Here is a 23827-nt window from a genome sequence, read left to right on the forward strand (position 1 = left end):
TGTGTTTAGTTGGCATGAAGAAAGTGCGTTCCCATCGCAGGCAATAACCAAGTCAGGCTGTTACCTGTCATTTGCCACTCACTATCGCCTGCCAATGGGCTGACATTACCAAGCTCGTCAAGTAACGAGCCCAGTTCAATCTCGACTTTAACCGGGGCATCCGTCAGGTTTACGCCTACAAGAATAATTTCTTCAGGTGTCGTCTTGGCCATCACCAGATAGTCGTCCTGAACGACAAGAGGCAATCGGCCGCCACGATAGAGGGCGGGATGTTGTTGTCGGGTATGAAATATTGTTTGGGATTTGCTAAGCATCTCGTCATTGAGATTGTCCCATGGCATGGGTACGCGACTGGCGTGCATGTCTGGCAAATAGGTGTGTGTGAGCGCGGTTTCGGTGCCGTAGTAGACGATCATCGGGCCGCTCAATGCTGACATGAACTTAACCGCAGCTTCTAAACGTCTCGGATCGCCGTTCATCACTGTGAAACGAGGCATATCGTGGTTGTCCAGGAACCAGGCCGGATGTGCGGTAGTCGGGTAGGCAGCACTGACGGCTTGAAGGTATTCCTCGATAAGGGTAAGCGAACGCCCGCCAGCAAATACCCGCTCAAGGGCATAGCGGGTGGGAAACTCGATCAGCGAGTCGAATTGCAAGCCTATGCCGTCAACTGGCCGGTAGTGTTCGGTGAGTTCGGTAGGGGCGGCATGGTTGTCTAACCATACTTCGCCTAACACAAAGGCATCGGGTTTTTGTGCTTTTATCTCTTGGTACAATTCCGCCCAGAAGCTTTTCTCCATCCCCAGTACATAGTCGAGTCGGTAGCCATCCACATCGAACTCGTTGAGCCAAAATAGCGCCGCGTCTTTTAGAAAGCGCCGCGTGTTGGGATCCTTTTCGTCCCAGTAACCGAAGTTGGCACCAATGCTGTCGAAAAACACCTCTTCTGGCTGACGGTTGCCCGTGGTTTTTGGTTGTAGTCCATTGGGATCTCCATTCGCCCGATCGTAGTTGCTGGCTCCATGATTAAGGGGTAGATCCAGAAAAACCTTCAACCCGCGATGATGGGCTTCATCTATTACTTGCTTGAGCAGCGCGAGACTTTTTGCAGGCTGGCCCGGGTAGGCAAGCGCACCGTTCACAGCGAAGTAGTTGGCGGGATCGTAGCCGTGAGACGTAAAGCTGGGAAAGGTGGGGCTTAGCCAGATAGCGTTCACCCCCAGCGCTTGCAGGTAATCAAGCTTGCTCAACACTCCTTGAAGATCCCCGCCAGCATAATTAGGTCCGACCCAATGCGACAGACCGACTCTATCATTGCCTGGCTCGCCGTTGGCGAAGTAGCCGACCATGATGTGGTAGATGATGAGGTGGTCAAAGGTTCGTAGTGCCTGATTATTTTGGCCTAGTTTTACCGCCAGTGCGCTTTCATCTCGGCTGCCTAGCCATAGCCTGTCAGCATAGTTGATGGGCAAGGTTAGCTCGGCTTGGTTCTGGTTTTGAGTGCTGCCTAATAGGTTCCCATTCTCGTCCAGAATCTCAGCGCCCTTGGCCTGTATATGCCAGGTGTCGTTAGTGGTGGGGACCACTTTTTCGAACTTGGAGTGGCTGCACCCTGCAAGGGTGATGATAGAAAGCAGTATGACGATTCTTATCATTGCGCGGCTCTGCAACGAGTAGTGGATAGGATTAAGCGTATAACTATAGGATAAATATAGGGTATTTGTGCGCTTGCCTAACCATGTAGCTACCAATGCCGCTAACCTCACAGAATACAGGACGAAGTCTGCAGAGGCGCCGCTGTTCTCTGGCTACCCTTCTTTGCCGTCAAAAAAGTCCTGATTAATCTTTTCGTGGAACAGCGATACGCGCATCAGTACGTTGCGCAGGTTTTGCTGCTCCAGTTCGGTCAGGTCGTTGATGGCCAGCACGTCATTCACTTTGCGCAGGTCGGTGTATTCGACAATCTGGTTCATAAAGCGCAGGTGCCAGATATGGTCGAAGATATAAACCATTTCGCGGAAGGTTTTCTGGTCAATCTCCTCCCTGGCGGCCAGCTGTTTTAACCGGGTCATGGTATTGGCTTCACGAATGTCATGTTTCAGAGCGTAGATACGGCAGAAGATCTCCATCGGTCGCAGGCAGGCTTTCAGATTGACCGATTCCACACCATCTACATTCTCGGTTTTTATCTGATTTCCTCTGTTAAGAGGCACCTTGTAAGAGAGGCAGTTTCTTGCGTAGTTGGGCAGGAACTCCGGATGACTTTGGTTCAGTGTCTGGATATGTTGCTGCAATTCGTCGACCAACGTCTTTTCACCGTAAGTCGCGCGAATATCAAAAAACACATTCAGCTCCAGAATCGAATCGGGTTCGGCCTGTTCGATCCAGTCGGTGAAATTAGCTTTCCACTCCTCCAGCGTCAGGCACCACTGGTGATTGGTGGCCATGATCAGGCCCTCGCAGTAGCTGTATCCGGCCTGATTGAGCATGCCACACACTCTTTCGGCCAGATGCAGGAAGTAGCGGCGTACGGTTTTAACGCTGGTGTCATCGGTGGGTGCCTGAAACATGATGGCGTTGTCTTGATCGGAGAACAAGGTCATATCATGGCGGGCATTGCTGCCAAACGAGATGAAAGAGAAGGGTACGGGGGGCTCGCCAAGCTCTTCGATGGTCAGGTCGATAAAACGGCAGATAGCTGCGTCGTAGGCACTGCCAATGGCGCGGCGCAGGTTGTCGGGGCGCGCGCCAGCGTCAATCATCTCCCGCACCAGGTCGGGCAGTTGGTTTAACGCCTCAACGACATGACCATGGCTGTCACTTTGGCCGATATCGGTAACGATATGGCTGGTCAGGCCCTGATAGTCGATAACCTGCTTCACCAGGCCATAGGCGCCGCCGTAGATCTTGCGAGTGATGGGGCGGAATGAGATCACGTGGCCATGTTTTTCAGAGAAGAATATCTTCGAAGAGCTCAGGATCACATCCAGCGGCTTGCCACTTTTCGTGCGCAGCTGGGCTTCAAACTCACCAGGCTCAGCGGCGTGGTTAAACAGTTCAAGCAGATGGTGTAACACGCGGCTGTTCTGCGGAGTATCGGGTAGCAGCTCACTCCATATGTCATGGGATTTGAGCTCGGAGTCACCGTAACCCACCATGCGATGCAGGCGATTGTTGGAGTAGAGGATCTCGCCGTCGGCTTCGAGGATATAGCCTTCGTTTGAGGATTCGACTAATGCCCGGTATCTGTCCTTGGCTTCATGCAGCGCCACTTCCGCGCGCTTTTTCCGGTTCTCCAGCGTGCGGCTTTGGGCCATGATGTAACCCATGATTCCTGCCAGCCCAAGGGTGATCAAAAAGAAGATAATAAACAGGGTGCGTTCGAGCTTATCTATCCCTTTCTGCACATCGTCGAAGTAGACCCCGGTGCCGACGATCCATTGCCATTCGTCGACACCTCGGACGTAACTGAGTTTAGGTGCGGTCTTGTCGGCGTCATCTTTCCACTGCCACAAGTACTCCAGGTAGCCTTCCTGGTTTGCCTTTACCAGCTCGGTAAACTCCACAAAGATCAGCTTGCCGCTTTTGTTTTCGCTATCTGTGTAGTTGGTAAGATCTGCGCCTTTGAGGTCGGCGCGGTAGGGGTGCATGACCATGCGCGGATGCATGTCAGTGATAAAGAAGTAATCCTTGTTTTCCTCACCGTAACGCATTGCTTTAATTTCTTGGGCGGCTCTGGTTTGGGCCTGGTCCCGGGTTAACTCGCCCTGTTGTTCCAATGCGATGTAGTTATCCACAATACTGACGGCAGAGGAGGTCAGTTCCTTAATCATCTGCCGTTTCTGACCCATCATCGAATCTTCTACCAGCGGCACAATGACAAAGATAATGGCGGTCACAAACAGCACTATCGCCAGTACCGTGGGCATCACGATGCGCAATCCAAAGCTGTTGATAAAGCGGTCACCGGCGGCTTCGCTATCGCGGATGCCATCGAAATACTCTGCCAGCTCCTTGGCATCCAGCACGGCGCTGAGTTCTTCGTTGTGCATCGAATCGTGGTACTTGGCTGTGAAAGTGCCGTTCTCAAAGTCGGCACGAGAGGGCAGGTAGCCGTCGTAATCGTCTTTGATATGGGTTTCCATCACGTTCTTAATTTGGCTATGTGAGTACTTGTCGCCAAACTCCTGGTAGGCCTCTTCCAGTGCCTCTTTGCAGTGCCGGAACCGGCGATGGTCGTAGGGGTCGTAGTTCATTATCTTGCCCATTCGCAGATAATGATCGAAACCGTCGTGATCGAAAAAACCGTCAATCCATTTGTGGATATCTTCGGCCCTGATGCCAAACAGCTGTTCGGTCCGGTTGGCATGTTCAGAAATTTTCATATCACTCCACTACGTAAAACAAGAAGCGCAAGAACAAGAAACGCCAAAACAAGAAATGCGAAAACAAGAAACGCGCTATTCATGATTCTCTATTCGATAGTTGCTGGCCGCAAACAGTGCGCATGATCCAGCATCTCATCAAAATACAGACTTCAAATGCATATAAAGCAACCTAAATCAAAAAGCTTTGGTTTTGCGCTCGTACACTGTGACAAATTTTTAACATTTGCCAGTTTCATAAAGAAGCGTTGGGCTTCTTTTCATCATGTGCGGGTAGCCAAGTTGCGGCAAGCACCCCCTTTATCACAGAAGAGTCATAAAGGTGTTCTGTAGCGTCTGGGATGTCGTCTCGTGCCGGTCGAAGGCCGGCATACAGAACTAAAGAGGTGTTTTGTTGTGCAGCTCAAACCCGCCAAATTTAGGAAACAAGTATATGTCTAAGAAAAATAAGACATTTTACAGAGATATGCGCCGTAAAGCGCAGGAGTTCGAAAGCCGTGAAGAGTTTTTGAACCACGATCTCAAAATCATGAGCTTCCGTCGCTGGGGCATTCACCTGCCGTTTCGCGATTACAGCGTAGAGATTGAGGACTGGGTACCAGCACTGGCTGCGACCATTGGTAAAGTGGTGATGGTAGCGGCGATGGTAGCGGCATTTGCTGCCGAGTTCGGTTTGTCAGCGGAGTTTGTTGCTGAAAACGTACGTTACGAGCTGCTGATTGCCGGTGCGCTGTTCGTGATCCTGTTCTCTGCCATCCTTAACCCTAATGCCAACCTGGCCGGAACCCACGGCCCGATGATCCCGCTGATCCCGCTGATTGCTGCGGCCGGAGGGCATCCATTGGCACTGGGTATCATGGTGTGTGTGTTTGGTCTGATCCTCGCCTATACCAAGGGGGGCTCCAAGTTAATGACCCTCACCGGGGTCGGGGTCCGAGGGGGACTGCTCATCTACCTCGGTGCGTTTGGTTTGATGGGCCAGATTAACAAGACCGAAGCATGGGCCTCATCCAGCGATCAGGGTTATATCTCGTTTGCCGTCATCGGCATCACGGTACTGGTATACGCATATCTGGCGAAAGTCGGTAAGCGTTGGTTGGCAATCCCGCTGTGTTCAGCACTGGCCGGTATTGTCGCGTTTGCATTTGGCGCTGACTTTGCCTTCTCGTCAGAGCCGGGTCTGCCACACTTCAGCCCATTCTACTGGTGGGGTGAAGACACAGGTTGGCAGCTGGGTTGGCCTAACCTGAACCACTTTATTGCGGTAATGCCATTTGCTTTGCTGGCTGTGGCAATGTGGTCGCCTGATTATCTGGGTCACCGTGTATTCCAGGAACTGAACTATCCGAAAGAAGCGAAAGGCGTACTGATGGATGTGGATGACACCATGGTGGGAGCGTCTATTCGTCAGGGTGTTGGCTCTTTCCTGGGTGGTGGTAATCTGGCGTCATCATGGGGGACCTACATGATCCCTGCGGCGATCGCTAAACGCCCTATTCCTGGCGGCGCATTGCTGACTGGTATCCTGTGTATCCTGGCCGCTGTGCTGGGTTACCCAATGGACCTGGCGATGTGGGAGCCGGTATTGCGAGTGGCACTGATCGTAGGTGTCTTCCTGCCGCTGCTGGAAGCGGGCATGCAGATGATCCACAAGCACAAAGATTCTCAGAGTGCGGGTATCTGTATTTTTGCCTGTGCCTTTGTAAATCCTGTGTTTGGTTGGGCCACCACCATGCTGCTCGACAACATGGGCTTTATCGGCGACAAGGAACGTGCAAAAGAGTTGTCGAACAAAGACAAGTACCTGATCCCAGGCATCGCATTTGTGGTTTGTGTGGGCTCACTTGCCGCTGTTGGTCAGCTGCCAGGTATTCCAGGCCTGATCGGTAACTAATCTCAGGTATCTGAATTTGTAGAGAAGGGCAGCCAGATGGCTGCCTTTTTTATTCCCCCATGGTGGGTGTTTCATCATTCTCAAGTGGGAGCTGTATGGCGATCATTGTGCCTTGATTGGGCGTCGAGGTGAGTTGGAACTCTCCCCCAAGGCCACTTTTCACCAGGTTGTTTACGATACTCAAGCCTAAACCGGTGCTGCCCAGTTGTGGGTTGGCTTTGAAAAAAGGCTCCAGGGCATGCTCTCGTGTATACGTGTCCATACCAACGCCGTTGTCTGAAATGCTTACCGTCAGTTGCTCGCTGTTGCTTGCCACCCGCAGTACGACTTGTGAACCCGCACGTCGCTTTGGAAAACCATGAATGGTCGCATTACTCAACAGACTACTAATCACTTGTAACAGCCGCGCAGGATAGGTAGTGATATGAATTGTGTGGCTGCGGTTTTCAACGATCAGCTCTATCCCTCTCTCATTGAAAGTCGCGAGCATGGTTAAACTCAGGTTATGAAGGGCGTCTGCAATAGATATTTTCTGCTTTTCGTCCGTGTACTGCACAACAGCGACCTTTTTAAAGCTTCTTACTAACTCGGCCGATTTTTCCAGGTTCTCAGCGATTAGCTGGCTACAATCAGTAAGCTTTTGCAGCGCATCCTCCAACTCTGAGCGCTTGAGCTCGTTCTGTGTCAGTCTTTGGAGACGTGTCTCTGTGCTCTCCTGTATTGAAGAGTTAGCAAGAATGCTTACACCCAGCGGCGTATTTACCTCATGAGCAACCCCCGCAACCAAGCGTCCGAGAGAGGCTAACTTTTCCTGTTCCATCAATTTGGCTTGGCTTGATTTAAGTCGCGACAGCGTATCGGATAGCTCTTGCGTGCGTTCAGCCACCAGCTCTTCCAGGCGTACATTCAATTGCTCCAGCGCGTGTTGGTGTTCCATGCGTTCAATATCTGCTGCAATGCGCCCAGAAAAGAGTTCAAATAGCGCGGCTACTTGCTCGGCATTATCGATATGATCTTTATAGAGAGCGACGATGATGCCGAACACATCACCCTGGGTGCTGTGCAGAGGGGCGCCAATGTAGCCCGCGATTCCCATATCCTCGAGTAGCTGATCCTTGGGGAACAGTCGACAGATATCATCTTCATAGATACAGATATTGTCGTTACTGACATCAGCACAGGGCGTATCTTACAGCGCGTATTCAAAGTTTTCGGCGACTTTACCATCAGCGATAAGGCAAAGGGTGCGGGATAGGATACGCGACTTATCCAGCCTAGCAATAAAGGTGTAGTCAGCGTCGATCACCCTATCCAGTTGCAGTGCCAGGGTCTCCAGAAAGGCTGTACCTTGGGTAGACTTTAACTAACTAGTAATTCGTGGAATATCGAGTGCGACACTCAAATGTATGCCCCGTACGTGTGCGCTTTTGATAAGCAAAGCAAATAACTCAGTATTCGGCCAACTAGCTGAGGCTGGCAAAGTAGTTCTGGCCCATTAAATATCGCTTGTTTTGTAAGCGCGCTTGACTAAATGTGAAACAGGTCAGAAGTTCACCAAAACAATTTGATTAGACTGTTTTTCATATTTCATGCTGTTTGAAGTGGAGATTAGGAAGTTGGCTCTTTGATTTTTCGTCGGGTAGTAGTGCTCAAGCTGTTAACGACATCTACAGTATTATTGCTATCGCTGTTAAGCTCGGCGGTGTTTGCACAACATCGCATACTGATTATCGACTCTTATCATCCGGAATATGCCTGGGTAGAAAAGTACCGGGCTGGCCTTGAAGCCACGCTGGCTGGCAAAGCTGATCTCTATTACCTGTCTCTGAATGCCAAACAACTTCCCTCTGAGAAAGTCGATGAAAACGCCGAAACGGCTTGGGCCCGCTTCAATGAGATTAAACCTGATCTGGTTATCATTGCTGATGATGAGGCGGTAGCCCGGTTGGCGGTAAGAATTGCTGAGACTAAGGTGCCAACGGTCTATTTCGGGGTCAATGCAGATGCCAGAAGTTATGGATTGCTTCGGTCGGAATGGCTGACCGGGTTTATTGAACGGCCGCTGTTTAAGCGTGGTATCGCATTTCTTACAACTTTACTTACTATTCCTCCCAAGCGAGTGTTGGTGTTATGGGACAACAGTGGTACCGCGCAGCGAGTTATCGAGCAATCGTTTGCCGGTGAGACCAACCCCACTGTGAATGGCATTGAGTTGGAACATAGATTAATTGCTGACGAGAATAGTTGGAAAGCGGCGGTGCTGGCAGCAAAAGAACAGGGATTTGATGCAGTTATTGTCGGCCTCTATCAGTCGGTTTCTGCGGAGGCTGGCGGCATAGTTCACGATCGCGCACTACTTAGCTGGACTTCCTCTCATTCGGCACTACCTCTGTTCTGTTTTTGGGATTTTGCTATCGGAGCCAATGGCACGATTGGTGGCCTAGTTATGTCAGCGGAATCCCAGGGGAGTGAAGCAGCGAGACGAGCATTATTGATTTTGAATCGGCGTCCAGTGAGCCATTTCCCTGCCAGTGTCGCCCAGGGAAGCTTTGTCTTCAGTCGTGCTCAGTTGGAAAAGTGGCAAATCATATTGCCAGACAAGATTAAGCAAGTGGCCCGCTTTGTCGACTAATGTCTAATTTCGTTTTGTCATTTTTTTGTATTAACTGCTAAATACATTAGAGCACGTTAATTTACCTCTTCGCTGGAGTTGCTTCGAGGTTCGTTCCTGCAGGAAGCCTCATAACCCTGGAGCACGTTTTTATGACCATGCGTAGTAAAATGCTACTGTTGGCACTGCTACCAACCTTGGGCATGTTTCTCGTTTCTACTTTCCTCACCATCTACGAAATAAACAAGATCTCAGCGGCGAATGTCGAAGATGCGCGCTCCACTATCTTAGAGGGGGAAAAACGAAAGCTTCGAGACTTAGTGGAGAGTGCTAAAGGTATCGCTGAACCCATTCTCAAAGACAATAATCTGAGCCCTGAACAAAAAAAGGAGTCGATCACCAAGCTTCTTTCGAGTGCTCAATTTGGTCCTGATGGCTATTTGTTTAGTTATGACTTCAATGGAATAAGAGTTTTCTCGGGGCTAAGCCAGAAAGGAATAGGTGACAGCTTTTTCAACCTTAAAGACAGCGATGGTGTTGCTTTCATTCAGGAGCTTATAAACGCTGCCAAGAAAGGGGGCGATTACGTATTTTACAGCTACCCAAAACCTGGAGAGAATATTCCCAAGCCTAAAGTTAGCTATGCCGAAGCGATCCCTGAGTTTAACTGGATGATCGGTGTAGGCACTTATATCGACCATATCGATAACAAGGTGGCAGAACTTGAACAGCAGCAGTCTGAGCAAATAGCCAGCACATTGGTTATCTATTTTGTTATTGCCGGCTTGGTTTTGGCGATAGCCCTAGTCTTTGTTCTGATGGTGACCCAGCGACTGACAGACCGCATTACACGTGTGAAAGACAGGATGTTGGAGATCTCTGAAGGGGATGGCGACCTGACCCAGCGATTGGTAAAAATGCGTGACGATGAGCTGGGTGCTTTGGCGGATGCATTTAATGCCTTTGTTGATAAGGTCCACAAAACCGTCTCGGAAATTGGTAGTTCGGTTGCGGAGCTGACCGATACCAGCGTGAAGATGGCCACCATTTCTTCAGATACCAAACACTCTATTCAAACCCAGAAAGAGGAAACGGATCTGGTGGCCACCGCGATGAATGAGATGAGCGCTTCATCTGCGGAAGTTGCCCGCTCGGCTGAAGATGCCGCCAGAGCGGCTGCTCAGGCAGATCAAGGCGGTGCTGAAGCTCAGCATGTGGTTTCTGATACGGCCAACGCTATTCATCAGCTTGAAAGTGAGATTGGCCATAGTGCGTCGGCGATTGAAACTCTGGCTAATGATGTAGACGCGATTGTCAGCGTGTTGGATGTGATCCGCAGTATTGCCGAACAGACTAACCTGTTGGCTTTGAATGCGGCCATTGAAGCGGCTCGCGCCGGTGAACAGGGCAGAGGTTTTGCTGTGGTTGCGGATGAAGTGCGCTCATTGGCGAAGCGCACTCAGGACAGCACTGCTGAGATCCAGGAGATGATTGAACGCTTGCAAGCGGGCTCGCAGGATGCAATCCGCACTATGGGCCTGAGCCGTGCGGCGGGCGAAACCGCGGTTGAACGAGCTGAAGCAGCAACGCAGGCACTGCAGGGCATCGCCGAATCAATTGGTTTAATCAGTTCAATGAATGAACAGATCGCCAGTGCTTCGGAAGAGCAAAGTACCGTGGGTGAGTCGATTAATCAGAGCATTATTAAGATTGCTGATAACGCCACGGAAGCGGAGCTGGCATCGGCAAATGGTCATCAAGTGAGTGAGAATCTGGCAGATTTGGGTGAACGCCTGAAAGTACTGGTTGGCCAGTTCAAAGTATAAACTCCTATTTGGTGTTGAGTCCGGTCCGATCAAGTTCAGGTTCGGGCTCAATATCACTCTCCATTCTGTTGATGTGTGAAGCGCATCCCTATCGAAATCTGCCTCTTTCATATACTGGTTACTTTGTTGAATTAGAAGATTAAACTCCGACTGATTGGGCGTTGACGCTGTACTATTCAAATTGATTTCAAAATTTGCTGAACAGCGGAATCGTAGTCAGAAAAAACAGAAGAATTTAGCAGCACCAGTTGGTTCGGTTTGAGCTGATGTCTCATCTATCCAGCGACGTAATCAATGGCGATTAATATGGGCTGAGTATTGAAAAGCCCATCAGATCTGAACACTAGATATTTAGGGAACAAATTACTATGACAATGCGCAGTAAGATGCTGATGTTAGCCTTGTTACCAACATTGGGCATGTTTCTTGTGTCGACCGTTCTGACCTTACATCAGATCAATAAGATTTCCGCAGCCAATGTGGAAGATGCACGCAACACGATACTAGAGAGTGAAAAGCAGAAGCTGCGAGATATTGTTGAAAGTACCAAAGCGATGGCTGCGCCGATACTAGAGGACAGCTCGCTCGACAAATCGCAAAAAGCGGAGCGCGTTGAAGCGCTGCTCAAACATGCCAAATTTGGCAAAGATGGTTACCTGTTTGGGTATGACTATCAGGGGGTTCGGCTTTTTCTCGGACTGAGTGAGAAGGGCAAGGGTGATAATTTCATTGGTCTAAAAGACAGCGACGGGGTGGCACTAATCAAGGACCTCATCGCTGCTGCAAAAAGAGGTGGGGGGTACGTTTTTTATAGTTTCCCTAAGCCAGGTGAAAGCGTTCCTAAACTGAAAGTTAGTTATGCTGAAGGGATACCAGAGTTGAACTGGATGATTGGTGTCGGTACCTATATCGACCATATCGACACTAAAGTGGCAGAACTGGAAGCACAGCAAGCGGAGGATAAAACATCAATTATCATTGCTTACTTTGTTGTTGCGGGTGTCGTATTAGCGATCGCTTTTGGTTTTGTACTGGTGGTGTCCGGCAGGCTAACGGCACGTATCACCAAAGTGAAAGACCGAATGCTGGAGATCGCCGAAGGCGATGGCGATCTGACTCAGCGCTTGGTTAAACTGCGTGATGATGAGTTAGGTGCTTTGGCTGATGCGTTTAACGCCTTCGTCGAGAAAGTGCATAAAACGGTTTCCGATATTGGTGCTTCTGTCGCTGAACTGACGGATACCAGTGTCAAGATGGCCACGATCTCCTCCGATACCAAACACTCCATTCAGACCCAGAAAGAAGAGACAGACCTAGTCGCCACCGCCATGAACGAAATGAGTGCCTCGTCCGCGGAAGTGGCACGTTCAGCGGAAGACGCTGCCAGAGCGGCAGCTCAAGCTGACCAAGGTGGCGCAGAGGCACAGCATGTGGTGTCTGATACAGCCAGTGCTATCAATCAGTTGGAAAGTGAAATCGGCCATAGTGCGTCGGCGATTGAAACTCTGGCTAACGATGTAGAAGCTATTGTGAGCGTGTTGGATGTCATCCGAAGTATTGCCGAACAAACCAACTTACTGGCGTTGAATGCGGCGATTGAGGCGGCCCGTGCTGGCGAACAGGGCAGGGGCTTTGCTGTGGTAGCGGATGAGGTACGTTCGTTGGCCAAGCGCACTCAGGATAGCACCGCAGAGATCCAGGAGATGATAGAACGTCTGCAAGCAGGCTCACAGGATGCGATTCGTACCATGAGTTTGAGTCGTGCTGCGGGGGAGACCGCGGTTGAGCGAGCGGAAGCGGCGACGCAGGCTCTGCAAGGCATTGCTGAGTCTATTGGTTTGATCAGCTCGATGAATGAGCAGATCGCCAGTGCGTCAGAAGAGCAAAGCACTGTGGGTGAATCTATCAACCAGAGCATTATTAAGATCGCTGATAATGCAACGGAAGCAGAACAAGCGTCAGCTAATGGCCATCAGGTGAGTGAAAACCTTGCCGAGCTGGGCGAGCGTCTGAAAGCTTTGGTAGGACAATTCAAAGTGTAAAAAATCTGGTAGTTATATTCGGTAACCAGATAGAAAACACCGCTGCTAGCAGCGGTGTTTTTTTTATATCAAAATCAATAAGTCATCATCTGATATAGCGACGAACGGCAAGGCCTATCATCAACAGCGACATTATCGCTAACGTTTTTGGTGCTGGAACCATGACACTATCGCGCCAAACATACATGGTGTATTGATCGCCGTAGGCATTGTCACCAGTGTAAGCGGATATATCATCGCCATTTTGCCAGCCTGGTGCGCCATAACCTACGCCACCTAGATCAAGTTTGTAATCATCAGCATACTCATGGCCGCCAGCGATACCAATGATGGTGTACCAGCCTGTGTCCGTAATGCTGAGAGGGTCCATCGAGTCAGAAATTGAGATGCGGTAATCTGAAGCATCACCACCAAAAATCATGGCGGCGGCTTCTACCGCAGAGTAAACCGGTGGATTGGTTGTCCACCAAGGTCCGTCATCGGTTTGAAAGGTGCCTACAAAGATTGGGGCAGCTTGTACCATACCGGAAAACATCAACAACGCAGTCACTGCGAACAGCTTTATCTTGTTCATCTTTTCACCCCTTTGAAATCTATAATGCGATCTCATGTACTACCCGTACATTAGAAGCAATTAATGTACCTCGCTTGTTATCCAACTAATTTTTATGAGGTTATAGGACTTACAACTTTTGGTTAAAAAATAGACTGTAAAAATATATAACGGTGGGGAGTGACGGGGTTTAAAGCGGAGGAGAGCGAAGAAAGCAGGAGCAATAGCCGAGGCCATCACTCCTGACCTGTCGAATTAAGCAGTCGTTGCGATGTATTCGTCGATAAGACGTTCCAGAATATCCAGCGGTACGGCACCGTTTTTCAGCACCACATCATGGAAATCTCTCAGATCAAACTTGTCACCCAATGCTGACTGAGCTTTGGCTCTTAGCTCCAGGATCTTAATCATTCCGACTTTATAAGCAGTGGCCTGGCCAGGCATTACAATGTAACGCTCGATCTCTGAGACGACGTCACTTTGGGCTATGCCGGTATTGGCGGCCATATAATCAATGGCTTGTTCACGGGTCCAACGTTTATGGTGAATGCCAGTATCGACAACCAAACGAACGGCGCGGAACAGTTCGGCACCAAGGCGTCCCAGGTTGTCATAAGGATCATTTTGGAAACCCAGCTCCCAAGCCAACTGCTCAGCGTAGAGCGCCCAACCTTCGGTGTAAGCAGTAAAAGGTGCCATGCGGCGTACAAAAGGCATCCCTTCCAGCTCCATAGCGATGGCCACTTGGAAGTGATGACCTGGAATACCCTCGTGATAGGCCAGAGTGCGCATGCCGTATTTGGGGGTGGCTTTTACATCATAGAGATTGGCAAAGAAGCGGCCCGGTCGAGTACCGTCGATAGATGGTTGTTGATAGTAAGCGCCAGGAGAGGTTTTCTCTTTAAATTCAGGAATACGCACCACTTCCATACCCGCCTTGGGGCGAATCCGAAACGCCTGGTCTAAATCCGCATCGATTTCATCCAGGATCTTCTGATAGTCAACCAGGATCTGTGCTCTGCCTGCATCACTGTCTTCGTAGTAGAACTCAGGTTTGTCGGCCACGGTTGCCATCGCGGGTGTAAATCCACCGGAAATATCAATCCCTTCTAACGCCATAATAGTGAGCATCTGGGCTTGAATACGGTCAACCTCATCCAGGCCTAACTGGTGCAGTTGGTCGGGCGTGTAGTCGGTAGTGGTAAACATCTTCAGCGCCAGCTGGTAGGCCTTATCGCCCTCTGGCAAGTGCCAGTAGCCGTCATCTGTCCCTGCTTTGCCTGCCAATACAGTGAAATAGTCGATGAAGGTTTGATAGGCAGGATAGACATGGCTGGTCAAACGAGCTTCTGCCGTTGCCAGCAGGTTTGCTTTTTGGTCCGATGGGATCTGCTCTGCCTGTTCCAGTTTGTTTGCTAACGACACAACCAAAATGTTCTTTTTGGGCTCGGTAGTAACAAACGCATTCATCTCATCGAGCACTCGATCGATCACGAAGCGAGGCGGAATAATGCCCCGTTCTTCACGTATTTTCAGACCCTGCAAATTTTCGCTGAATTTGCGTTTTACATCTTCGAGACGCGCAATATAGTTTTCCGCATCTTCAACGGTATTTACCTGATGCTGCGCTTCCATAAAGCTGGGGTAGCCGTTTTGGATCCCAAATAGCTGATTTACAGGGTAGGTGTGATAACGGTAGGGCTCGGCTTCGATAAAGGTGTCCAGTAGGTAGCGAGATATCTCCTGCGACAGAGCTTCCTGACCTTCCAAGCCTTGGTAGTTGTCCAGGCCTGCGCGAAAAGTCTTTATCGTTGCGAACAGCTCGTCGGTTTTCTCTGGGCGGTCATCATCCAGCTTGGCGTTATGGCCTTTGATCCCCACCGACTCTAAAAAGCCAAGTGAAGTGAGAGTTTCTGGACTGTCGAATGCTATCTTCACCAGTTCGCGGTCAAGGAAAGCACGGAAAAAAACGGGCTTCTCTGCATACCATTCGTGAGCAACAAAGGCCCCGCCAGCCAGTAGAACGGTTAAGGTACCGCCACCGACCCATTTCAATATCTTTTTAATCATAGTGTTCCCTAGAGTTTTATTTTTGTAGGTGGCCTCTCATCGAAACTAGAGGGAGAGACTAATATTCGTTAACAAAAATATCACAACACACACTACGGTAAACGATTGCGTTTACTATAAAAGTTTTTCAAAATGTGTCGTTTTTTCATACATCTAAATCAGTTGCCGCGTTATGAATCTGTCAGTACTTAAACATCAGGATATCCTGAGCGCCGCAATGGAGCTGTTTAAAGCCAAGGGATTTCAAGGCACGACAATGCAGGCGATCGCCGATGCTGCGGGCGTTTCCAAACGTACGCTATATCGCCACTTTCCCAATAAAGACAAGCTATTCAGTCGCTTGATTGGCGAGTTATCCAAGCAGTGCATTCAAAATGTCACCATTCGATTTAAGCCAGATCAGCCACTGGCCTCGCAGCTTCGTCAACTGTTAGAGGAAAAGCTGGCACTATTCGAAAATCCAGATTTTCTCTGGTTGGTGCGTATTGCGGTACCTGAATTAATCATCTGCCCGGAGCGAGCTCGCCTGCTGACTGAAGTGCTGCATCATCAGGAAGGGCCGCTGACACAGTGGCTGAAAGATGCCAATGATGCGGGTGCCATTGATTGCCTCCACCCAATTTCGCTTGCCAAGCAGGTGCAGGGAATGCTGGATGGCACAGCGTTATGGCCGCAACTTCTCGGCGGTTCTATGCCATTGAATTCTCAAGAGAAGTCCGACCTGATCAGCAACGCTATTCGATTTATCACCTCCTCAAACTCGCAAAGCCCTTTCGCGACACTGCCTGCAGCCCACGCATTGATCTAGCGCAATGCGTGGTGAGAAATAGAGCGGTTAAAACTATGTTAGCCGCTCTTTATGATACCGATCTCATAAAGAGCGCCTGAGTAACATCTTTGGTTGAAAACCAACCTATCTATGGTTAAGTTATAGGCGTCATAAATTTGACGTATCGATGCCTCACATACCATTGTGTTCAGCTCGTTGCGCCGATAGAGCTAAATATGTATTCGTAACGCATTGTTTTGAGTGGCTTTAATATTGATTTAAATCAATTTCAGGCCTCGCTGTTTGTGCGTTCTCACCACCTCTCCATTAGATTTGTGGTGACAAATATTTATCTATCAATGGGCCTACAGCTGCTGTTTTCTCTTGCTTTGGGGCTTTTTTATGCACGTCAAATGGTAACGCTACCATTTTAGCTTTTGCTGTTTTTGAAGGGCGGGTAGCGGATAAATGCCCGGCCCTGGCCCGACGTATGTTGGCGGGGGCCCTTGGACGCTGAATTTGCAACCATAAAGACACAAGGGAAAACAATGAAAAGGCTAAGTAAAACCTTAGGCGCCAGCGCTGTTGCCGCTGCCGTACTTGGACTCTCGAGTCCGGTGCAGGCCAATGATGTGGCTGTGCACCTGTTCGAATGGACCTGGAATGAGATCGCGAATGAGTGTGAGACGTTCCTTGGCCCAAAAGGCTACAACGCAGTACAAATTTCTCCTCCCAATGAACATGTCAATGCGCCAAACGACCCGAAAAACGCGGCTTGGTGGGTACGCTATCAACCAGTGAGCTTCGTTAATTTCACCAGTCGCAGTGGTACCGAAGCCGAACTGCGTGACATGATCCAGCGCTGTAATGCCGTTGGTGTTGAAATTATTGCCGATGCCGTTATCAACCATATGGCGAACTATCCTGCAGGCTCGGGTGTGGGTAGTGGTGGGTCAGTTTGGAACAGTAACAATGCTGACTATCCAGACATGGATGGTTGGGGCACCGACTTCCACACCTGCTTCAATGACATTGAGTGGGGTGACAAAGAATCCGTTTGGAATTGTCAGCTCAGCGGTATGCCAGATATCAATACGGGTAACCCTTCCACCCAGGATAAGCTGGTTGCCTACCTGAACAAGTTGAAAGATATGGGCGTTATGGGTTTCCGTATTGATGCGGCGAAGTCTATCCGTCCCAGCGAACTGAATACCATCCTAGATAAAGCAGGTAAGCCGTGGGCATTCCTTGAAGTGATCGATAACGGTGATGCGGTTGGCCTGAGCGATTACAACTGGATGGATTACATGCTGACCGAGTTCGGTTACGCCACCAAGATGCGAGAAGTGTTTGTCGGTGGCCAACTGAGTTGGCTGGAGACCTTTGGCGACAGCTGGATGTCTATCAGCAGTGATAAAGCATGGGTATTTATTACCAACCATGACCGTGAACGTGGCCATGGTGGTGGTGGCACTATTCATTACGACGAACCAAATGGCGCACAGAACCTGGCAAGTGTGTTCATGCTGGCACATCCGTTTGGTACGCCAAAAATTCATACCAGTTTTGAATTCCACCATGATGGTGATGCCGGTCGCCCAAGTGGCACGGTAGATTGCGACAGCAGTGAATGGGTTTGTCAGCACCGCTGGGGCAATATCGCCAATATGGTTAACTTCCGCAACCAAGCAGGTAATGCGCCTGTGGCTAACTGGTGGGACAACGGCAACAACCAAATCGCGTTTAGCCGTGGTGACCGAGGCTTTGTGGTCATCAATAACCAGGGCGACAGTCTGACGCGTACTTTCAGTACAGGCCTCGCGGAAGGCCGTTACTGTGATGTACTTTCTCATGCTAACGAGTGTGATGGCAATATCATCGACGTAAACGCTCAAGGCCAGGCAAGCATCACCGTAGGTGGTTATGCTGCTGCAGCGATCCATGTTGGCTTTATGGAGCCTAACGGAGAGAAGCCGACTGCTGTGATCACCGGAGCACCTACTCAGGTTGCCGTTGGCACAACCGTCACACTGGATGCGTCTTCTTCGACCGATCCTGATGGCGTGATTGAGTCTTACCTCTGGAACACTGGAGCAACCACTGCGTCTATCACTGAAACTCTGAGTGTTGAAGGGCTGCAAACCTTCAGCGTCACTGTGACAGACAATGATGGTTTGACTGACACCGCTGAGGTGAAAATCCAAGTCGGTGATACCCCACCAGTATGTAACCTGGCATCACTGAACTTCCGTGGTACAGCCAACGGTTGGACTAACACGGCGATGAGCTGTGTTGCCGATAATACCTGGGAAGCGACGGTGGAGTTTGATGGCCAAGCCGAACAGCGCTTTAAGCTGGATGTTCATGGTGACTGGACCGTTAACTACGGCGATAACAATGCTGATGGCACCCTGGAACAAACCGGTGATGACATCTTCACTGATGTAGCAGGCACATACATTGTTCGTGTGGATGACAGCACGATGACCTACGAGTTGGAGCTGGTTGATGGCATTGATGAAGCACCAGTGGCGGTTATCAACCCAACCGAAGTGACAGTGAATGTAGGCGACTCTGTTGTATTCAGTGCAACCGGCTCTACCGATGATAAAGGCATTGCGGGCTACGACTGGAGCACCGGCGACAGCGCAGATTCAGCGACGGTTACCTTCAATCAGCTAGGTACAGAGCTGGTTTCTGTGACCGTAATTGATACCGCTGGCCAGACTGACACAGCCACTGCAACCGTGACCGTGGTTGACCCGGGTGTGTTTGAAAGCAATCTGCCTTCTTTGAACTTCCGTGGCACGCCTAACGGCTGGACCGCTAGTGCGATGACACTGGTTGCCGACTACACCTGGCAGATCCAAGTGAACTTTGATGGTCAGCAGGACCAGCGCTTCAAGTTGGATGTGTTTGGTGATTGGAGTCAGAACTACGGTGACAACAATGCAGACGGTACCTTGGAACAAACCGGTGGTGACATTTTTACTGACGTGACTGGCGACTATCTGATCACAGTAAATGACGCTGATATGACATACAGCATCGTGCCTGTGGATTGTGCACCTGACTGTCAGAACTTCACCAGCAACTTTGACACACTCTTCTTCCGTGGCACGCCAAATGGTTGGGTTGCGACAGCAATGAATCTGGTTGCTGACAATACCTGGCAGTTAACTATCGACTTTGATGGTCAGCAAGACCAGCGCTTCAAGATCGATGTGCACGGTGACTGGAGTTACAACTTCGGTGACAACAATGATGATGGTGTGTTGGATCAGACTGGTGCTGATATCTACACCAATGTCACTGGCACCCTGGTATTGACCGTCAATGATGCCGACATGACCTACAGCCTGTCGACTCAGTAAACGCTCTCCCCAACGTCGCCCTCTTTGCTTAAGGCGAGAGGGCGGCAACTAAATCTGGAAACACACTGCGATTAGCTGCAGTCGGGTTCGATCGCCCTGAATTCAGTGCAAGGATGAAGTTTTTGCCAGCAGAGAAGGCGCGGGGCAGTGGACCCTAAGTTGGTCAACTGAAAGAGAAAAGCGATGAAAACTAAGAACAATACCTTCCTCAAGCGCAGCGCCCTGTCGCTGGCCTTGGGTGTAGGAATAGGACTGGCGGGTGCGCCAATCTCCCATGCGGAGATCGCGGCCACCCATATTTACCACAACCACATGCCTAACTTCTGGCCCTACTATGATGTCAGCAAGTACGAGGCGCTGCCGGTGGGCTCACCTATCCGTTATACCTACGACGGACAGGTCATTAACCTGAAACAAAACCCGCCACCCAATTACACCTTCTTCATACCGGGCAGTGGCGCACCCATGCCTCATGATGACCTGGTAGCGTACTATTCACATCATGCCAAGTACGGCGCTTACCAAAGCTGGCCGGCAGATACGGCGAAGAACAACCGCAACAATCATCCGCTGAGCCAGACCCATGTCACCATGTCAGCATCGGTGATCAATAACGTGCAGAGCTTCACCGAGCTAGGCCTGTTGGGTGAGCACTATTACAGTGGTTGGGGTGATTACTGGCGTAACACCCAGCAAAGCACCAAGACGACCAATGGTTTTAATTCGCTAGATACGATCCACTTCTCTGGTCACCATTCAATGGGACCGCTGGTGGGTAATGACTACTTCCTTAAAGATCTTATCTATCAGAATGTCACCTTGGCTCAGCCATATTTCCTGGGTGACTCATTTAAATCATCGAAGGGCTTTTTCCCAACGGAACTGGGCTTTTCTGAACGCATTATTCCGGTACTGACCAAGCTGGGTATTGAGTGGTCCGTATTGGGCAACGTGCATTACTCCCGTACGCTGCGCGACTACCCGTACTTGAACGATCCGGGTGTCGATACCATGGTTTCGCCACCAAACCGCGCGGATCTGCAGAACGTCAGTAATGTCGGTGATTGGGTGTCGATACCTATGTTCAATGAGCAGCAGGTAACCCAGAACAAGTTTCCTTTTGCGTCGATCCCACACTGGGTCCAATACGTGGATCCAGAAACCGGCGAGCAACACAAAGTGGCTGGTATTCCGGTTGAGCAGGCTTCTTCATGGGAAGAGGGCTATCAGGGCAGTGTCACTGCTGCGGCGTTGAAGCCATTTGAGTTGGATGCCGCCAACTTGGGCCGCACCCAATACTTTGTTATCGCCCATGATGGTGACAACTCTTCAGGCCGTGCCGGTGACGGCGGTACCTGGGCAAACTCAGGTAACGTTACTTATGCTGATTCCGGTGTGACAGGCAAAGGTGTTGAAGAATACCTGAGAGCCCATCCAATCCCGGCCGACGATGTTGTGCACGTCCAAGATGGCTCCTGGATCGATACCCGTGATTCATCCGCGGATCCGACCTGGTATCACTGGCATCTGCCGATGGGAGTTTGGGCCGGTCAAATGGCCGACTTCAACCGTGTAAATGGCACTGAGTTTACTGCTGACCGCCAGCACATGGTGTCGCTGGAGATGGGTTATCACTATCTCGAACGTAACTTTGCACTGCTGCAGGCGGCAGAAAACTATGCCAAAACTGCAGAACAGATCTGGTTGAATGACAACCCGAACTACTGGTCTCCAACGACTGCGCTGGATCATGAAGTAACTTATCAAGGTAACCAGCTCAACCCCTGGATGCTCTCTTATCCTGTCAAAGGTGATGCTGCCAACAACTATGCCGGCGGTGCTAACCCGGCAGAGCTGGGCTGGTACTTCCTGATCGCCTCGATTGACTCAGGCTTTGGTTACTACGACGAAAACGTTGATGACGGTGTTAAACCTACGATTTCGTTCAACCAGTCGTTGCACTTCACCACCCCTTACGTGGAAGCCAATATCACCAAAGACCAGACTGGTCCTTCGGTGTGGTGGCCACAGCGTTATCCGTACAATCCAGGCAGCGCGAACAAAGGTAAAGCGGAAGGTTGGGCAGCGCTTTACGCCGACACCAAGTTTGCTATCTATACCTACGCATTTGATGTCAGTGGCATTCAGGACATCAAGGTGAAGGTGCGAGTCCACAAAGACAAATGGGCTGATGCCAAAGATAAAACCTTTAAGCTTTATGACCCTTCTGCCCACAGTGCGGATCCAGATGTAGATCCATCTAAAGTGGGAGCATGGCAGAGCTACAGCATGCAGGTTCGTGACTTGGCGCCAGATATCAATGGTGTTGAGTGGCAGCCTTCAGGCAAAGAGATGTTTGATGTCGTGCCTGCCGAGAAGATCGGTAACCTCTACTACACCTATCTGGACCAGTACCAGGAACAGCTGCTCGATTACTATGTTGAAGCCGTCGATGCCAAGGGCAATGTGACTCGCAGTGATATCCAGCAGGTATACGTCGGCGCTGGCCGCTTCAAGAATGAAGGCGGCAAGCTGGTTGAAGACGTTAATGGCGATATCGCCGGTGAACCTGCGTTCTTTACTGATAGTTTCATTCCGGGCAACAAACGTCCTGTCGCAGTCATTTCACCTGACAGCCAGGAAGTTGAGTTGGGTACTCAGTTGACGCTGAGTGCTGCGGGTTCCACTGACGAAGATGGTTCAATCGTTGCCTATGAGTGGAGCACAGGAGAGACGACACCTGAGATCCAGGTGACAGTGAATGAGAAGACAACTTACACCGTCACTGTGACTGATGACCTCGGCTCTACTGCTACCACCAGCGTGACTATGCGTATTCTGGGGCAAACGGTTAGCTCTACCGTGTACTACCAAGACACCAATAACTGGGGGCAAGTGTGCATCCACTACACCACTGATGGTGCACAGACCTGGACCACGGCGCCGGGTGATGCGATGGAAAGTGTGGGCAGTGACTGGTTCCGCGCCACTATCGACCTGGACAGCGATCAGGACCTCGAGTTTGTCACCAATAACTGTAGTGGTGCCTGGGACAACAACGGAGGTCAGAACTATTCCGTTGGCGAAGGTACCTGGTCACTTTCTGCGGGTACTATCAGTGCGGGTGCGCCAGATATTGGACCTGTGAATCAGCCACCAGTGGCAGCTATTTCTCCTGGTAGCCAATCTGTTGAAGCCGGTACGCAAGTGACCTTGAGTGCGACTAACTCAAGTGATCCGGATGGCACCATTGAGAGCTATCTGTGGAGCACGGGTGAAACCTCTCAGAGCATTACCGTCACTGTGGATCAAACCCAGGTAGTTTCGCTGACTGTTACTGATAACGATGGAGATTCTGACACTGCTTCAGTGACGCTGACTGCCATTGTTAACCAAGCGCCTGTCGCTGTGATCTCTCCGGGAGACCAGACAGTTGCGCCGGGCACCAGTGTTACCTTGAGTGCGGCAGGTTCGAGCGACACTGATGGCAGTATTGCCAGCTATCTGTGGACCACGGGGGAAACCACCTCATCTATCACTGTCACTGTTGATACCACCAGCACCATTGGTGTGACTGTGACTGATGATGACGGCGCAACCGGCACAGCTCAGGTAACCCTGACAGTACAGAGCGGTGGCTATGAATCTAATTTCAATCAGATGCATTTCCGCGGTACGCCAAATGGCTGGGCTGCTTCAGCGATGACGCTGGTGGCTAACAACACCTGGCAGCTTGAAGTGAACTTTGATGGTCAGGCCAACCAACGCTTTAAGTTTGATGTGAACGGCGATTGGTCACAGAACTACGGTGACACAAATGCTGATGGCATTCTGGAGCAGACCGGCGGAGACATCTTCACCGATGTCAACGGTAGTTATCTGGTCACGCTGAACGATGCCAACATGACCTACGACATCACGCCGATGGAAGGTTGCACTGACTGCACGTCATATCAGAGCAACTTTGCACAACTCTATTTCCGCGGTACAGCCAATAACTGGGGAACGTCCGCCATGACCCTGATTGCCGATAACACATGGCAACTGGAAGTGGATTTTGATGGCCAGGCCGATCAGCGTTTTAAGTTTGATGTAAATGGTGACTGGTCTCAGAACTATGGTGACAACAACAGTGATGGCGTATTGGAGCAAACTGGTAATGATATCTACACCAGTGTTACCGGCCTCTACGTGATTACCGTGAATGACCAAACTATGAGTTACTCGGTCAGCATGTACTGATAGTGAATGAGGCTTAACGGTTAGTTAAGTTGAACGATATAGGGCCCCTGCACTTATCTGC

At 50.3% G+C, this 23827-nt stretch carries 12 protein-coding genes; 7 read left to right on the forward strand and 5 right to left on the reverse strand.

The features are described from left to right. Nucleotides 1–5: 5 nt before the first annotated feature. Nucleotides 6–1655: an alpha-amylase family glycosyl hydrolase gene (locus tag ABEA14_RS13530; RefSeq protein WP_345340559.1), complete on the reverse strand. Its 1650-nt coding sequence runs from the start codon at nt 1653–1655 to the stop codon at nt 6–8. Nucleotides 1656–1808: 153 nt separating this feature from the next. Beyond that, complete coding sequence (locus tag ABEA14_RS13535; RefSeq protein ID WP_345340560.1) at nt 1809–4385, reverse strand: DUF294 nucleotidyltransferase-like domain-containing protein; 2577 nt, start codon at nt 4383–4385, stop codon at nt 1809–1811. 433 nt (nt 4386–4818) lie between these two features. On the opposite strand from ABEA14_RS13535, the gene ABEA14_RS13540 reads away from it, so the two are divergent. Beyond that, nucleotides 4819–6279 carry a DUF3360 family protein gene (locus tag ABEA14_RS13540; protein ID WP_345340561.1) on the forward strand — a complete coding sequence of 487 codons (1461 nt, stop codon included), beginning with the start codon at nt 4819–4821 and terminating at the stop codon, nt 6277–6279. Between the two features lie 49 nt (nt 6280–6328). Here ABEA14_RS13540 and ABEA14_RS13545 read toward each other — a convergent pair whose 3' ends face one another. Next, on the reverse strand, nt 6329–7375 hold the full coding sequence (locus ABEA14_RS13545; protein ID WP_345340562.1) for a sensor histidine kinase: 1047 nt from the start codon (nt 7373–7375) through the stop codon (nt 6329–6331). Between the two features lie 528 nt (nt 7376–7903). On the opposite strand from ABEA14_RS13545, the gene ABEA14_RS13550 reads away from it, so the two are divergent. The 3 genes from ABEA14_RS13550 (at nt 7904) to ABEA14_RS13560 (ending at nt 12758) form a co-directional block, all read left to right on the forward strand. After that, the gene (locus ABEA14_RS13550) at nt 7904–8911 is read left to right on the forward strand and encodes an ABC transporter substrate-binding protein (RefSeq protein WP_345340563.1); all 1008 of its coding nucleotides are present in this window, start codon (nt 7904–7906) and stop codon (nt 8909–8911) included. Between the two features lie 131 nt (nt 8912–9042). Then, nucleotides 9043–10716 carry a methyl-accepting chemotaxis protein gene (locus ABEA14_RS13555; protein WP_345340564.1) on the forward strand — a complete coding sequence of 558 codons (1674 nt, stop codon included), beginning with the start codon at nt 9043–9045 and terminating at the stop codon, nt 10714–10716. Between the two features lie 368 nt (nt 10717–11084). Continuing rightward, nucleotides 11085–12758 carry a methyl-accepting chemotaxis protein gene (locus ABEA14_RS13560; protein WP_345340565.1) on the forward strand — a complete coding sequence of 558 codons (1674 nt, stop codon included), beginning with the start codon at nt 11085–11087 and terminating at the stop codon, nt 12756–12758. 85 nt (nt 12759–12843) lie between these two features. Here ABEA14_RS13560 and ABEA14_RS13565 read toward each other — a convergent pair whose 3' ends face one another. Both ABEA14_RS13565 and ABEA14_RS13570 read right to left on the reverse strand, forming a co-directional pair. Beyond that, the gene (locus ABEA14_RS13565; protein ID WP_345340566.1) at nt 12844–13332 is read right to left on the reverse strand and encodes a PEP-CTERM sorting domain-containing protein; all 489 of its coding nucleotides are present in this window, start codon (nt 13330–13332) and stop codon (nt 12844–12846) included. 234 nt (nt 13333–13566) lie between these two features. Beyond that, nucleotides 13567–15381 carry a DUF885 domain-containing protein gene (locus ABEA14_RS13570; protein ID WP_345340567.1) on the reverse strand — a complete coding sequence of 605 codons (1815 nt, stop codon included), beginning with the start codon at nt 15379–15381 and terminating at the stop codon, nt 13567–13569. Between the two features lie 172 nt (nt 15382–15553). Between ABEA14_RS13570 and ABEA14_RS13575 the strand changes: the two genes are divergently transcribed. The 3 genes from ABEA14_RS13575 to ABEA14_RS13585 all read left to right on the forward strand — a co-directional run bounded on the left by ABEA14_RS13575 (nt 15554) and on the right by ABEA14_RS13585 (nt 23766). Then, the gene (locus tag ABEA14_RS13575; protein WP_345340568.1) at nt 15554–16189 is read left to right on the forward strand and encodes a TetR/AcrR family transcriptional regulator; all 636 of its coding nucleotides are present in this window, start codon (nt 15554–15556) and stop codon (nt 16187–16189) included. Nucleotides 16190–16698: 509 nt separating this feature from the next. After that, a complete protein-coding gene (locus ABEA14_RS13580; protein ID WP_345340569.1) occupies nt 16699–19524 on the forward strand; it encodes an alpha amylase C-terminal domain-containing protein in 2826 nt (941 codons plus the stop codon). Nucleotides 19525–19707: 183 nt separating this feature from the next. After that, nucleotides 19708–23766: a carbohydrate binding domain-containing protein gene (locus tag ABEA14_RS13585; protein WP_345340570.1), complete on the forward strand. Its 4059-nt coding sequence runs from the start codon at nt 19708–19710 to the stop codon at nt 23764–23766. Nucleotides 23767–23827 lie beyond the last annotated feature (61 nt).

The organism is Corallincola platygyrae (assembly GCF_039544265.1).
GTDB lineage: Bacteria > Pseudomonadota > Gammaproteobacteria > Enterobacterales > Neiellaceae > Corallincola > Corallincola platygyrae.